The organism is Ancylomarina subtilis (assembly GCF_004217115.1).
Lineage (GTDB): Bacteria > Bacteroidota > Bacteroidia > Bacteroidales > Marinifilaceae > Ancylomarina > Ancylomarina subtilis.
This window is the reverse complement of sequence record NZ_SHKN01000002.1, coordinates 88,025-103,886: the sequence shown is the minus strand read 5'-3', so window position 1 is coordinate 103,886 and position 15,862 is coordinate 88,025. Positions and strand designations below refer to the sequence as shown.

Sequence of the window (15,862 nt, the reverse complement as noted above, 5' to 3'; positions counted from 1 at the left end):
GACTTCTAGATCATCTCTTTCATTTCAAGAAGCAGGTTCTTAATATCCTTAAGTCTTGAAACAACATCAAAGTTATTCTGAGTATCTTCTTTATTCTCCTTCAATTTCAATTTTGCACCATTCAGAGTCATCCCTCTCTCTTTCACCAGATGATAAATCAAATGAAAATTATCGATATCAGCTTTAGTAAAAAAACGATTGCCTTTCTTGTTCTTTTTGGGCTTTATAATATCAAATTCTTTTTCCCAATAGCGGATATGTGAGGTATTCACCGAAAACATCTCGGCAACTTCTCCAATGGAGTAGTAAAGTTTTTCTATTTTCGTTTCTCGATATGGCACAGCAGATGCGTTTTCAAACTGAATGACAGGAGCTTAATTTATAAGCTTAGACTAAATTAACAAAAAAGCAATACGAAGTTAAATCTTCACAAGCACTTTTTTATAGTTGCCGATATCTTTTTGGTGAAACTAATCCATTGTTTGACCAGTGTTCGCAGCGAAGGCGACCATGCTATCATATTCGTCAGCAGTAAGGTCATTAAAGTAATAGTTAATTGGGTTTAAGGTCTTACCTGATTTTCTAACCTCATAATGCAAATGAGGTCCTGTCGATTTCCCGGTATTCCCTAAAAAAGCAATCACTTCCCCACGTCTAACTTTTTGACCTCGTTTTACGTTGTAGCCATTTAAATGCGCATAAAGCGTTGTATAACCATAACCATGATCCAGAACCACTGTTTTACCGTAACCTCTTATGGTTCCGACACTTTTAACAACAGCGTCTCCAGTGGCATATAGCGGGGTTCCTACCTTGCCTGTAAAATCCATTCCATCATGAAATTTTCTTGTTTTATAGATAGGATGCACACGCCAGCCATAACCTGCAGAAATTCGATTAAAGTCTTTAATCGCGATTGGCATAATAGCTGGAATAGCAGCTAAAAGTTTAAACTTATTCTTAACCATTATTTCAACCTCATCATACGATTTAGTCTGAACATAAATCGATTTTGATAGCTGATCCAATTTCTTGGATGTTGCAATAACCAAATCCGCGTTTTTAAGATTCTCCAGGTCTTCATAGCGATTAACACCACCAAAGCCTGCTTTTCGGATATTATTGTGAATGGGTTCTGCCTCAAAAATGACACGATAGATATTATCATCACGTTGTTCAAGATCGCCTAAAACAACTTGCATCTTATTAAATTCGTTGTTTAATCTTTCGTAATGGGACAGCAATTCCTGATTCTCGCGAATAAGAGCACGTTCCTTAGGAGAACCAAAGTAGAAGAATAAAACGACAACGATTATGACAGCTAACACCAAACTTGAAGCCACATGTTTTAAAAAATCTAATGCACGGGTCTTTAAGCTAACTTCAACTTCTTCGTAACTAATAGACTCAGGATTAAACCGATATTTCGTTTTTGCCATAGGTTATTATTCTATATTTTTTTTTAGAAAAACATACATTTTTCTACGCACATGTGAGCAAAATTAAGGAAATAATCTAACTTTGCAAGCTAAGTATCAAAATCCCATTGATTTAAAACATAATACAATATGAATTCTAGCGAACTCAGACAAACCTTTTTGGATTTCTTCGAATCCAAACAACATAAGATCGAATCATCTGCACCAATGGTGATTAAAGATGATCCAACATTGATGTTTACTAATGCTGGAATGAACCAGTTTAAAGACATTTTCCTTGGTAATTCACCAATCAAATATAATCGTATTGCCAATTCTCAAAAATGCTTGAGAGTTTCCGGTAAACATAATGACTTAGAGGAAGTAGGACACGATACCTATCACCATACCATGTTTGAAATGTTGGGAAACTGGTCTTTTGGCGACTATTTTAAGAAAGAGGCTATTGATTGGGCCTGGGAACTATTGGTAGATGTTTTAAAACTCCCTACCGATCGCCTATACGCCAGTGTGTTTGAAGGTAGCGAAGAAGACAATATGAAACGCGATGATGAAGCTGCAGGATACTGGGAAAAACACCTTCCTGCTGATCATATCATCAATGGCAATAAAAAAGATAACTTTTGGGAGATGGGTGATGTCGGACCATGTGGCCCTTGCTCCGAAATACATATTGACCTGAGAAGCGAAGATGAAAGAAAACGTATTCCCGGAAGAGATCTAATCAATATGGATCACCCTCAGGTTGTTGAAATCTGGAATTTGGTATTCATGCAATTCAACCGTAAGGCTGACGGTTCTCTTGAAGCATTACCTCATCAGCATGTTGATACAGGAATGGGGTTTGAACGTCTTTGCATGGCTATGCAAAACAAACAGTCGAATTACGATACTGACGTTTTCCAGCCAATTATTCAGGCTATTGCCAAAATGTGTGGCAAAACTTATGGCGAAAACGAAGAGGTTGATATCGCTTTACGCGTTATTGCCGATCATATCAGAACCATCTCATTCGCGATTACTGACAGTCAATTACCATCAAATAATAAGGCGGGTTATGTAATTCGACGTATTCTTCGTCGTGCGGTACGTTATGGTTATACTTTCCTTGACTTAAAGGATCCTTTCATGTACCGCTTAGTTGAAGTGTTGATCGAGGTTATGGGAAAACATTTCCCTGAACTAATCAAACAAAGAGAACTTATTGAGAAAGTGGTAAAAGAAGAAGAAAATTCTTTCCTAAGAACTTTGGCAAACGGTATCAAATTACTTGATCAAATCATTGAAAAAACCAAAGCTGACGATTTTAAAGTCGTTCAGGGTGAGGTTGCTTTTGAACTTTACGATACTTACGGCTTTCCATTGGATTTAACGGAACTGATTCTTAAGGAAAACGGTCTTGTTGTCAACCGCAGAGAGTTTAACGAAGCGATGGAAGCTCAGAAAAATCGTTCACGTTCAGCTACTGCTATGGAAACAGGCGATTGGATTGAGATATTAAAAGACGACAAGGAAGAATTTGTAGGATACGATTACCTTTCAACTGATGTGAAGATTACACGTTACCGCAAAATGAATATTAAGGGGAAAGATTTATTCCAGTTGGTATTCAACATCACACCTTTCTATGGTGAGAGCGGTGGACAGGTTGGTGACACTGGTTATATTGAAGCGAATGGCGAGAAAATCTCAATCGTTGATACTAAAAAAGAAACTGGTCTTATTATTCATATCACAAACGAATTACCAAGCGATCCAACGCTAACATTTAAAGCTGTTGTAAATGCAGGTAAGCGTGAACTAATTGCCAACAACCATACCGCAACTCACTTGTTGCATGCCGCCCTTCGCGAAGTTTTGGGTGATCATGTTGAGCAAAAAGGTTCTTTGGTTAATCCTGATCATTTACGCTTTGACTTTTCTCACTTCCAGAAATTAAGCGAAGAAGAAATTGCTAAAGTTGAAGAAATTGTGAATCACAAGATTCGTGAGAATGCAGTTACCGAAATCAAAAACAACATTCCGATGCAGCAAGCTGTTGATTTAGGAGCGATGGCTTTATTCGGTGAAAAATATGGCGACTTGGTTCGCGTTGTGAAGCTAAACGAGTCAGTTGAACTTTGTGGAGGAACTCACGTTAAAGCAACAGGACAGATCGGTTTATTCAAGATCACATCTGAAGGTGCTATTTCAGCTGGTGTTCGTCGTATCGAAGCCATTACAGCTGTAAAAGCAGAAAAGTACATCAACGACAAGTTGAATACGCTTAAAGAGATTGAACGCACGTTTAAGTCAAGCCAAAATCTTTTGAAAAATATCGAAGCCCTAATTTCAGAGAACTCTGAGATGAAGAAAGGTCTTGAGGCATTTGAAAAAGCACAACTTAAGCTTGTAAAAAATGCTTTGAAATCTGAAATCTCAGAAACCAAAGGTGTAAACTTCATCAGCAAAAAGATGAATGTGAAATCAGCTGGAGATATTAAGGATATTGCATTCTTATTAAAATCTGAGGTTGAAAACCTAGTGTTTATTGCTGGTGCAGACCTGGATGGCAAAGCCAACCTAACCATCATGTTCTCTGACAATTTGGTTAAAGAATACGATTTAAATGCCGGAGCGATTGTTCGTGAAGCTGCTAAAGAAATTAAAGGTGGTGGCGGTGGCCAGGCATTCTTTGCTTCTGCAGGTGGTAAAGATCCTCAGGGTATCGATGCAGCAATCAGCACAGCTAAGAAAATGATTCTACACAAAATTGAAGGCTAAATCTTCCTTCATTATAGATTTATATCGCCGTTTCTTTATTGAAACGGCGATTTTATTTTTTATACTAAAAAATTAGTTATAATCTATAACTAATTATAATATAAGATATTACCATCTTAAAATACTTATATATCAAGCAAGTCAGTAAAAACAGGCTATACAGGCTATCCTACACATTCTATATTTTATTATATTAACACCGTTTTTGTTAAAAACATGGAGACTAAACTCCATATCATAAAATAGGGAGTCCCCGAAAATCCAAAGAGTAGGAATTATAATAAACATAAAAAAAATGGTAATAGGATCATTAATGTATGTAGCGATTATTACGCTACTAATTGTATCAGCTTGGAAAATTAACACTAAAGCTGACAAACCCGGATGGGCTTGTTTAATTCCAATATATGGAACCCTAGTGAATTTAGAAATTATTGGAAAACCATGGTGGTGGATACTGATGATGCTTATACCAGGTGTCAATATTGTATTTGCAATAATGATGGTTAATTTACTAGCTAAAAGTTTTGGCAAAGGAACAGGATTCACCTTAGGTTTAATCTTCTTACCCTTCATTTGCTACCCCATACTTGGATTAGGAGAAGCTAAATATGAAGGACCAGCAGGATTAAGATAAATCTCAAGTTACTTTTTAAACAAAAAAGCGACTGCCAAGAGGTGGTCGCTTTTGTATTATATAAAAAATATCCAAAATTTTATGGAGTCTGGCTATAGGTATGAACCGAGAATTGAGCTGATGGTAAATAATTCACTCCAAACCAACAAATCAACAGAATCACAAAAGCTAAGGCGAGTATCCAAAGCGACGATTGTAATTTAGCTGGCATATGATAACGACGGTGTATGTAAATCAAATAGCCCAACCAAGTTATAAGCGCCCAGGTTTCTTTGGGATCCCAAGTCCAATAATGCCCCCAGGCCTCCTTAGCCCATAAGGCTCCAAAGAGCAAGCCTAAGCTTAGAAAAGCAAAGCCCAGGTAAACCAAATTGTCTGCCATGCGCACAATTTTTCGATCGAGGGTTTGGCTGTAATGCTGATACAAACCCCGAACAGCTACTAGAGAGGAGGCAGCCAAAAAGGCATAAGCAAAAATATACACCACCACATGAGGGACAAACCAGGGACTCTGAAGAGCCGGCATCAATGTTTTTGAAAAATTCTCAGGATGAATATAATTAATCACCAAAAACACGAGGGAAAGCCCCAAACTATAAAAAAGCATCCAATTATAACGCCAACGGAAATAGGTTATCATGCCAATAGCTGGCAAAAAGAAAGCATACCATAAGCGTGTCTCACCTAATGTACGTAGTGGTGGTCGTTCCAACTTCACCCACAAAAAAGCGATAAAAGCACCAATACAAACTGTTCCTAGAACAATAAATAAACGTTTCAATAATTCCTTCTTATAAAAGATTAGAGCAAGAAACCACAGTAAACTACTACTTAATAAGACGAATATAAAGTTGGACCAAATCATGGTTGAAATATTAATTTATTAATGTGATAATTTGAAGATGAGACAATGTCAAAGAACAAAACAAATTTAATCGTTGATGCTTTCGCGTCCTTTCCAGAACATATAAATGGCACCAATCATCATCATAAAAATCCCCAAATAAACATAGGGCTGCCATGGATCACGAACGACCTCCAAAATCGATTTATCGGAATAAGGCCCCTTCTTTTCATCGTAACTCAGCTGATAAACCTTCCAGCCATTTACCGTCACCGATTTATTCACTTCAAGTGTCGCATCCTGTTTTTTCCCTTCCGGAGTAAAAAAAGTTACTTCTGATGAAAACCGCTTGGGTTCGGGCACCGTCATCACTAAAGAAAATGCCTCATTCAATTTTAAAGACTCGTGAGGACGATTAAAACTCCCACAGGAAATCCAGCCCTGAAGGGTATCATTCTGAGGCGACACCACCCTAACTTTAGCAGCCGGAGCTGCTCCAAAATCACTTAAGGGATAATATCGGTCTCCTGCCCTCCCGGAGGTCATATAAAATTCTTCAACCTGAACTTGCCAATCTTGTAAACGACAATTCAAATCTTTTTCTATCATTATCATCGATGGCTTTTGAGCTTCACACAACTCACCTGTTTCATTTTCAACGATAGCCAACTTCGGATTAAATTCATCGATCAGGAAATCCTTCAGTTTAATGGCTAAGGGCATTTCAAAATAACGCCCATTATCATCGTAAGCACGCCATTCAGTCTTGTTCTCGTAAATGTCCATTCTCAATCGGCGCAAATCACCTGAGCCCAGACCGCCGGTAAAAATAACAAGCCACAAGCCCCAATGACTACACACAAAACCCCAATTCTTCAACTTAAATGGAAAGGTCTTTCGCAAACTCACAAGACCAAGAACAATCAATAAAAACAGATTAATTAGTAAAAATGGGTAAGAACTTGTCATCCGGTTTAATCCCAATTGCTGAACAAATCCATTCTGATGACTTGGAATCTGAGGCAAAACTCCCATGATAATCACCATGAAACTTAGGACAGAAACCAAACTTATAGTCAATGGAATACCCGATAAAAATGCATGAATTTTTGTCTTTCGAAACAAAACATGAGCCAATACGAGTAAAATAATAAAACTTGCTCCTAGTATTAAGTTGAATGGAAAAATCAGGGTTGATTGGTTGACGGGAAGCACCAACTCCAATCCAAATCCGATGCACAAAACACCAAATGAGATAATAAAACTCTCAGCATACCCCCATGGCTGCTGCCAAATCGGTTTCTTTATAGACATATAGGTATATAATTAGGCTTAATAGGGTTCCTCATTCGCTTTATCATGAAAACATCTTTTCTCATAATAAAAGACTTGAAAGTACGAATAATAATCAAAAGCATAAAAAAATGCTGTCTAAATGGACAGCATTTTCTATTTCAGAATGCAATAAAATTAAAGTTTAACCTGATAACCGCTCTCACGCTTATCCGCTTTCTTTTTCCATTCCGGAAGTATGTTTTTCTTAAACTCTGCTTTTTCAGCTTCCAGTTTTTCCATATCTAAACCAATGAATTTTTGAGCCTTCGCTTTGGTTGCAATATCCGGATAAGCCACTTTTTCATTGAAACCTTTACTGGCAAAAATGCGAGCCAATTCCAATCTTGCTTCCTGAGCACGAACAATACCTGTCGAAATAATTCGACTGATCTCAGTTGGTGCGTGGAAAGATCCACCGTGAGAAGCTGCAGCATAATCCCAACGCCATTGTGCATGACGAATCAATTTTAACACAGGCTTCATTGTTGCCTCATCAGCACCTAGATCCCATGCCTTTTTAGCCTCAACATGAGCACGAACTAACAATTCCTCAAGCTTATCGCGATTTCCGATAATTTGATCCTGACGTGTATAAACGTTCTTGATCAATTTCTCGGTCTCCTCTCGATGACAAACCTGACATGAGTTAGCAACATTGTTCAAAGGTGATTGAATATGATGATCAGTAAATTTCTGTCCACCTTCTGATTTGTATGGCATATGACAGTCTGCACAAGAAACACCACGATCCGCGTGAATCCCTTTAAGGTATATTTCGTAACCCGGGTGCTGAGCTTTCAACATGGGTGCCTTACTCAACTTATGAGTCCAGTCCTTAAATTCAAGCTCATCGTAATAGGCTTCAGCTGACTCAACATCCATTCCCTTATCCCAAGGGAAAGTCAAATAATTTGGCTTCTCAGGATTTCTTTTATCGAAATAATACTCAACATGACACTGAGCACAAACCAATGAACGCATTTCTTGATGAGTCGCCTGATTGATATCCTTACCCTGACGTTGGAAAGCTTCAATTAAAGCGGGTCGAGTGACTCTCAAATTCATGGTTTTCGCATCGTGACAATCGGCACATCCAATAGGATTCACCACTTCGTGTCCCTTACCTGCCCATTTCCCCTTATAAAATTCAGCCACACCAATTTCGTTCATCAAACGAGGTACATCCGGACTTTTACAAGTCCAGCAAGTTGCTGGCATAGGACCATCCTTTTCATTCTTGGGACCGCCAGTTCTTAAAGTATTCTGAATATCTTCAACAGCATAATAGTGTCCGCGACCTTGATTATAGTCTTTTGAAAATCCATAACCTGCCCAAAGCACAACCAAACGAGGATCTACTTCCAACATATCTATCATGGCATTCCCATTATACTTGCTATTAAAACTGGTATCTGCAGTTTTATAATAGGATTCAAATTCGCGAGGGAAATTCTCACCCCAAACCTCGTTCCGAGGCTCCCACTGACCATATTCAACCTGTGGTGTGTAGGCAAAAACAGATTCTGCTCTTCGCTCCATAATCGAAGAAGCTAGAATTCCCAATAAGAAAACAACAATTAAAGAAGCTAAGAAAATAAGCCACCCCAACATGGGTTTTCTATTCACTGATTCATTTATAGGCTTCATAGTTTATTTATTTAAGTTTTATTTGATATCGGTTTCATTTAAATAGTCTTTCATCCAATCCGGAATTGGACTTGAAGGTACTGGCACTCGGGCATTGGGAACACTCGAAAGGCTATTGACTCTTCCGTGTGGAACCTCTCTGTGACACTCCCAACAAACTCTATCCTGAGTATTGTGTGCATGATTAGGCACTTTTGCTGCCAACTTGGGATCAGTCAACGTTTGACTGTGACAGCGGATGCAGTTATTGTGCACAACCTGACGACCTTCTTCCAAAATAAAGATCACTTCAGGTTCTGTCCTTGTTGCAAATATTGTTGCATGCCTCAAACCATCCTTTGCCTTAAAAAAGTATTTATTAAATACATTATTGTGCGGTACATGGCAATCGTTACATGTGGCAACTTCGCGATGCGAACTATGCTGATAGGTCGCATACTGAGGTGCCATAACATGACAGTTGACACAGGTTTTAGGATCATCAGACAGGTAAGACAGTGCCTTTGACAAATACAGCACATGCACTCCCAACCCGACAAAAGCACCCAAGACAATCATCACCGGAATTCTCCATTGGGGAGGAGGCGTTAACAATCTAAATAGTTTTACCATTGGCTCTTTTATTAGTATAAGTAACTGAAACCATTAATTAATGGTCAGAACTTACTGATTGTATTATTTTAGAAAATTAGGTTTAAACACGAGCATCATCCAACCCCAACAAGGTGCGTTTTCTGCATCAGTAACCCCTTTAAGAACTTCCATGGAATCAGAAGCAAACATTTGTGAGTAGCCCAATTTAAATGATACGGATTTGGAATACTTGTATCCAAAAGACAGATCCAGTTCTGTTCCCAGATAGTTGTCTTGCTTGTCTCCTGCTACCACCAGGTCGGCATGTGTTGCAAAACGATGTAAGGTCCCTCCAAGCGTAATTTTATCTTTAGAATAAACACCACCTATAAAAGCATCAACCAGACCAACATTACCTGTATGGTTGCCAACATAGAAATAGTCCATGTGTCCGTTGAACTTATGATTGGTTCCGTATAAAGGGGTAAATGATTTGTTATCACCTGTTGCATTTGAATCCGTTCCCGAAAGAATTTCAAGACCAATATTTCCTTTAAAATTTTCTGTTAAAGCATAGTTCGCCCCTACTGAAAAAAGATAAGCATTCAGATCTCGATCAGTTGCATCCTTTCCGGTTTGAAGATAAGCGGAAGCCGTTAAACCCAACTTTTCCTTCTTATGATTCACATGAGCTCCCAAGGTCTGACTATAATAAGTTTTCAGGTCTGCTCCATCTTGTCTTTGCAAACCATTATTCAAGAATAACAAACTAAAATTGAAATCATCGTAGTTTCTATGATACCATGCAAACTGCATACTCTTATAGGAAATTGTATATAATTGATCCTTCAAAACTTCCATTTCATTATTATAAGCCAAACCGATATGCAGTTGGCCTTGCTCATCCGTTTTGAATTTTAATAAGGCTAAATCATGGCTTCGGGCTTGCTGAGCCCAACCCACATTTCCTAAAATTCTTGAATCATCATAAACCAGCTCCTGACGCCCTACTTTTAATGAAAAATTCTCTGTGAACAGCAACTCTCCCCAGGCCTCATGCAACATCAACTTATTATTATCAGACATGTTTAGCTGTGCCACATCACCCCATGTTCTGACATCTTGAAGAGATAAACCCACTTTAAACTTGACGTCAGAATAATTAAGATTTAAGCGTGTACGCTGTGAAGTAAAAAATGCGGCATCATCATCAGAATTAAAAAGCGTTTTTAATCCATTACGATACTCAGTACGTGGTCGCATTTCGCCAGTAAATTTTAGCTGGGCCATTAGGGTATTAGGCAGAAGTGCTCCAATAACAACAACCAACAAAAGCAGTAGTTTTTTCATTTGATTATGATTTAGTTTAAAATTTTGCCATTGAATATCCAACACGACTAATAACAACTGGGTAGGAAGCTATATGGCTGAAAATTCAAAATATTTACGCTCAACTATTCATTTAAATTAAGAATTTAAACTTGATTTAAGAATACAATTAAAACAAAATTCAATTCGAAACTTAAACCCAACAAACTATTATTCAAGCTTGTAATATTTTTTATACTTGCAATATTAAAGAGGATAAAGATCTTTTTCAATAATAAAAGACTATTTAAACTTATTATTTTTAAATATTAATACCTTTTTCTCTTTTTCTAACCTTGATAATCAAGCCTTTTAATAAAAAGGACTCAAACACACTACAAAGCAATTTATTTCCGTTCTTAATAAGGAATTTATCAACAACAAGAAGAGCCCATTCTAAACAAGGGGTATTTTACTCGAATTCTCGTTTTTTTGTAGTCCATTTTATTGAGAAAATATTATCTTCAACACGATAATAGTAAAAGACATTCTCATCCACAATAAGTTTAAAAGACTCTATTTCACTCTAAACTGTATGAAAAAATTTCTGAATTTTCTTTTCTCAATGCAAATGATGGGTACGCTCATCGCCCTATTTGCCCTATCGATTGCTGCAGCAACATTTATAGAAAATGATTTTGGCACACAGGCTGCCAAAGCTATTGTTTATAATGCCACCTGGTTCGAAGTTTTACTCCTGTTAATTACGGTAAACTTGGCAGCCAATATCTATCGATACAAACTCTACAAAAAAGATAAATGGTCTATGGGACTATTCCATGCAGCCTTTATCATTATTCTAGTAGGCTCAGGAATCACGCGATATATTGGCTACGAAGGCAGCATGCATATCCGTGAGGGTAAAGCGAGCAACCAAATTACAAGCATCGACAGCTATGTTGACATTCTTGTTGAGAAAGATGGACAACAAGTTTCAAAGTCGAAAAAACTCAATATAACTGCATTCAACTCAGTCAATGTTAATGAGAAACTAAATCTGGATGATAAATCGGTTCATGTTAAGCTTAAGCATTATATTCCTCATGCAACGACAAGTTTGACTGAAGAAGCTGGCGGTACACCTGTAATTAATTTTGTTGCAACCCCCAATACCCCAATGCAAGGCATGCAAAATTTCTACCTTGATTATGACAGTAATAAAATGCTAGGCGAAAATTTGCTTTCATTCGGTCCAACAGAAACCAAGCAGGCGACCAACTTTTCGTACACTGATAGTTTGAGAATTAAAAGCCCCTACCCGATTAAAGAATTAAGTATGATGGGCAATGAATCATCTGAAATGGAAAGTGGTAAGTGGCATACAATTAGTCCACGAAAACTATACGAGTTCAACGGCATCCGACTCATCATCAAAAACTTCTACCCTTCTGCCAAATACAAATATGTCAACAGTCAGGATACAAAGGCTGCCAGTATTTTAGTTTTTGATATCAAAAGTGATCAGGAAGAAAAAGAAGTCATTGTAAAAGGTTTCAAAGATTTTGTCGGTGAAGCTGAGAGCATTAACCTAAATGGCTTAAAAGTGTCATTAACTTATGGTTCAAAATTACTGCCCCTTCCTTTCATCATTAAACTCAACGATTTTCAGCTTGAACGTTATCCGGGATCTAAAAGTCCATCTTCTTTTGCAAGTGAAGTGACTCTTATCGATACCTTAAGTTCCATAAAAAAGGATTACCGCATTTATATGAACAACATTTTAAAACATCAAGGCTTTCGCTTTTATCAGTCATCGTACGATAGTGACGAAGGAGGTACCATTCTTTCTGTAAATCACGACCAATGGGGAATGATGGTAACTTATTTCGGTTATTTCCTAATGATAGTAGGCATGGTGTGGTCATTGATCGCTTCAGGCACACGTTTTAAATACTTAAGTCAACAAAAAACGAAAAGCCTCAAAACCATTCTGGTCTTAATTCTTGCTCTGGGCGGAAGTGTATCCTCTTATGCACAATCAGGAAAAGCAATTGAGGTTCCTATAGAACAAGCCACGAGTTTTGGTCAATTGGTTATACAGGATAACAGCGGTCGTTTTGAACCAGTCAATACATTAGCTAGCGAGGTGATTCGTAAAATCAGTAAGAAGAGCCGTATTAATGGCTTGAATGCAGATCAGGTTTTTTTGGGTATGGTCATCGATCCTCAAAATTGGGAAGAGATGCCCTTCATCAAGGTTAGTAATTCTGATTTAATTCGAGAAATTGGTGCTTCGGGTAAATACGCAAGTTTCGCCAACTTTTTAGATGAGCGAGGACAATATAAATTGGCAAAAAAAGTACAAGATGCCTATTCTCGTAAACCTTCTGAACGATCAGCTTACGACAAAGAGATTATCTCTGTTGATGAAAGAGTAAACGTCAGCTATATGGTTTTCACAGGTGAATTTCTAAAACTGTTCCCTGACCCTAAAGATAAAAATGTAGCTTGGTATCACCCCAAATCTGTAATCAAATTCGAAGGTGAAGATTCATTATTCATTAAGAAATCTATTTTGATGTTGAGTCAGGCCATGAAAGCCAGAGATTATGATTCTGCTGATATGTACATCAATGGAATCAAAAAATATCAAAACACCTATGGTAAAGAAGTGATGCCATCGGAAACAAAGCTAAAAACAGAAGTTCTTTACAATAAGATCAATATCTTCAAAAAACTGTTCCCTTACTACTTAATTATTGGGTTTATCTTGATTTTTGCTCTGGTCGCTCAAATCATTTCACCCAAAATGTCTGTAAAATGGCTGTTTCGCATTGCCTTTCTGATTCTAAGTGTCGCCTTTTTGATGCACACCATTGGTTTAGGTGCACGCTGGTACATTTCAGGCCACGCGCCATGGAGTAATGGTTTTGAATCGATGACATATGTAGCCTGGGCTTGTCTTCTCGCTGGATTTTTATTCACACGTAAATCTAAATTTGCCTTGCCGGCAACATCAATCTTAGCGGGCTTAAGTTTATTTGTGGCACACCTGAGCTGGATGAATCCAGAGGTTACCAATCTTGTTCCTGTTTTGAAATCATACTGGCTTACGATTCACGTTGCCATCATTACAGGTAGCTATGGTTTTCTTGCCCTGGCTGCACTTCTGGGTATGATCAACCTTTCCCTAATGATTTTGAGAACTACAAAGAATGCTCTCAGAATTGACTCAACCATAACAGAACTCAGTCGAATCAGTGAAATGACGATGATTATTGGGCTATACAGTCTGACTATCGGCACAATACTGGGTGGTGTATGGGCCAACGAGTCATGGGGCCGTTATTGGGGTTGGGATCCCAAAGAAACCTGGGCACTAGTCAGTGTCTTGGTCTACAGTTTTGTTCTGCACATGCGCTACATTCCTGGCTTGAAGTCAACTTTCAATTTTAATCTGGCTTCAGTTTGGGCATACAGCTCAATTATCATGACTTACTTTGGTGTGAACTATTATCTTGCAGGGCTTCATTCTTATGCCAAGGGTGATCCAATTCCAATTCCATCATGGGTGTATTATACTGTTGGAATATTAATTGTGTTGAGCACATTTGCCTATTACAAATACCAAAAGAACAAGCAAAAAGCTTAATACTGATTCAGATATATAAAAAAGGCCATTCGATACTGATTTCGAATGGCCTTTTTTTTGTATTATTCAACTTAGAAAATGAATGATCTAAGCGCTTATAAATTTCTTTGTCGTACCGCTTCGTAAATCATTAATGAAGCAGCTACCGATACATTTAACGACTCAATAGATCCAAGAATTGGAATCTTCACTTGCTCATCAGCAAGACGCAAAAGAGCCTCGTCAATACCAACATCCTCTGATCCCATAATAATAGCTGTCGCCAATGTGAAATCTGCTTCGGTATATAAATTATCCCCCTTCTCAGTAGCAGCAACAATGCGAATACCTTCTTTCTTAAAAGAACGAACTAAGGTCTTCAGGTTTTGTACACGACAAACAGGAATATTGTATAAAGCACCAGCTGATGTTTTAATTGCATCAGGAGTCACCTTAGCTGAATTCTTGAAAGGAATAACAATCGCCTGTACACCGGCACATTCAGCAGAACGAGCAATTGCACCAAAGTTTCTCACATCAGTAATCTGATCGAGAACCAAAATCAAAGGAATTTTACCTCCTACCATAATCTGTGGCAAAACATCCTCAATTTCCTGATAAGGAATTGGAGCGATCAAAGCAATCACACCTTGATTGTTTCTTTGATCCATTGCATCAATCTTTTCTTTTGGAACAAATTGATACTGCACATCCTTTTCACGAATTAGATCGAATAATTCATTGTACAAGGGTCCAGCAAGACCTTTACGAATCAACACTTTCTCTATTTCTTTTTCGCTATTAATTGCTTCCATTGCTGCTCTGATTCCGAACAACATTTCTTGTCTTTGCTTTGCCATTTATCTTCTTATTATTCTATTTTTCTGAATGGACAAAGGTAGCAGGTAAATCCCAATCATACAACTAGGTAAAAGCATATCCCTAAATTCTATCTGCATCCGAATATAAATGCCCACAAATCCCATAGACAATCTGTAATTGTATATCTCATTATTTCATTAAATTTGCTCAAAATATTTTTATTCTATGCAAACTTCCTGGCTCGACAGTATCAATCAAAATATAGATAATCAAATTGACGCATATATCTCTGTTAAAGATTATCGCTTTTATCAAATTGAAAAGTTAAAGCGTATTGCTGCTATACTTGACAGGGAAGAAAAATCCCATTGCTTAAACTGTAAGCACGATAAAATAGAACTGGAAAAAATCGTGAATGAGTTGGATCGTTTGATCAACAAATGCGGGGTTAGCCGTAAAGAATACGAAAAACGTGTCGAAAAATTGATCAAACGTCTCAAAGATGATCATCATATCTATCAGGCCTATCATTTCACATATACTTATTCGGGTATTTACACCTTAGTTGGAGTTGCCTTAGGTCTACTTTTAAGCTACGGGACTTTTTATTCATTCAATCCTCATATCTTTTTCATGTGCGCAGGTATCGGCATGGTTATAGGAAATATTTTAGGCGCACGAAAAGACAACTACCAAAAACGATCTGGCAAACAAATTTAATCCATCAGCCTGAAATCGGTATTTTTAAACCCGATTCATACAACTAAACAATTCGATTTTAATTTATTAACTTTAAAATTTCCGTTTTTTATACAAAAAATAAAAAACGAAAAGGATTCAGTTTTTATCCTTTCTAATTTTTA

The 15,862-nt window shown here is 37.6% G+C and carries 12 protein-coding genes; 4 read left to right on the top strand and 8 right to left on the bottom strand.

The window, feature by feature from the left end:
- Nucleotides 1-5 precede the first annotated feature (5 nt).
- On the bottom strand, nt 6-341 hold the full coding sequence (locus tag EV201_RS11385; RefSeq protein ID WP_129252402.1) for a MerR family transcriptional regulator: 336 nt from the start codon (nt 339-341) through the stop codon (nt 6-8).
- A 129-nt stretch (nt 342-470) separates the two neighbouring features.
- A complete protein-coding gene (locus EV201_RS11380; RefSeq protein WP_130307777.1) occupies nt 471-1,439 on the bottom strand; it encodes a M23 family metallopeptidase in 969 nt (322 codons plus the stop codon).
- A gap of 129 nt (nt 1,440-1,568) precedes the next feature.
- Here EV201_RS11380 and alaS point away from each other — a divergent pair, with 129 nt between their 5' ends.
- Together alaS and EV201_RS11370 are read left to right on the top strand one after the other, a co-directional pair.
- On the top strand, nt 1,569-4,202 hold the full coding sequence (gene alaS, locus EV201_RS11375; RefSeq protein ID WP_130307776.1) for an alanine--tRNA ligase: 2,634 nt from the start codon (nt 1,569-1,571) through the stop codon (nt 4,200-4,202).
- 295 nt (nt 4,203-4,497) lie between these two features.
- Nucleotides 4,498-4,839 (top strand): DUF5684 domain-containing protein, encoded by a 342-nt coding sequence (locus tag EV201_RS11370; protein WP_130307775.1) that lies wholly within the window; start codon nt 4,498-4,500, stop codon nt 4,837-4,839.
- A 79-nt stretch (nt 4,840-4,918) separates the two neighbouring features.
- Here the strand turns inward: EV201_RS11370 and ccsA are convergent, their stop codons facing one another.
- From ccsA to EV201_RS11345, 5 genes are all read right to left on the bottom strand, one after another.
- A complete protein-coding gene (gene ccsA / locus EV201_RS11365) occupies nt 4,919-5,704 on the bottom strand; it encodes a cytochrome c biogenesis protein CcsA (RefSeq protein ID WP_130307774.1) in 786 nt (261 codons plus the stop codon).
- A 66-nt stretch (nt 5,705-5,770) separates the two neighbouring features.
- Nucleotides 5,771-6,997: a cytochrome c biogenesis ResB family protein gene (locus EV201_RS11360; RefSeq protein ID WP_130307773.1), complete on the bottom strand. Its 1,227-nt coding sequence runs from the start codon at nt 6,995-6,997 to the stop codon at nt 5,771-5,773.
- A gap of 156 nt (nt 6,998-7,153) precedes the next feature.
- Nucleotides 7,154-8,665, bottom strand: coding sequence for an ammonia-forming cytochrome c nitrite reductase (nrfA, locus tag EV201_RS11355; protein WP_130307772.1), 1,512 nt, complete (start codon nt 8,663-8,665; stop codon nt 7,154-7,156).
- Nucleotides 8,666-8,683: 18 nt separating this feature from the next.
- Nucleotides 8,684-9,277: a cytochrome c nitrite reductase small subunit gene (nrfH, locus tag EV201_RS11350; RefSeq protein WP_130307771.1), complete on the bottom strand. Its 594-nt coding sequence runs from the start codon at nt 9,275-9,277 to the stop codon at nt 8,684-8,686.
- A 63-nt stretch (nt 9,278-9,340) separates the two neighbouring features.
- On the bottom strand, nt 9,341-10,588 hold the full coding sequence (locus EV201_RS11345; protein ID WP_130307770.1) for an alginate export family protein: 1,248 nt from the start codon (nt 10,586-10,588) through the stop codon (nt 9,341-9,343).
- Between the two features lie 553 nt (nt 10,589-11,141).
- Between EV201_RS11345 and EV201_RS11340 the strand changes: the two genes are divergently transcribed.
- Complete coding sequence (locus EV201_RS11340) at nt 11,142-14,198, top strand: cytochrome c biogenesis protein CcsA (protein ID WP_130307769.1); 3,057 nt, start codon at nt 11,142-11,144, stop codon at nt 14,196-14,198.
- 95 nt (nt 14,199-14,293) lie between these two features.
- Here the strand turns inward: EV201_RS11340 and rlmB are convergent, their stop codons facing one another.
- Nucleotides 14,294-15,037, bottom strand: a complete 744-nt coding sequence (gene rlmB / locus EV201_RS11335; RefSeq protein WP_130307768.1) for a 23S rRNA (guanosine(2251)-2'-O)-methyltransferase RlmB — start codon at nt 15,035-15,037, stop codon at nt 14,294-14,296.
- A 187-nt stretch (nt 15,038-15,224) separates the two neighbouring features.
- Between rlmB and EV201_RS11330 the strand changes: the two genes are divergently transcribed.
- A complete protein-coding gene (locus EV201_RS11330) occupies nt 15,225-15,719 on the top strand; it encodes a hypothetical protein (protein ID WP_130307767.1) in 495 nt (164 codons plus the stop codon).
- Nucleotides 15,720-15,862: the final 143 nt, after the last annotated feature.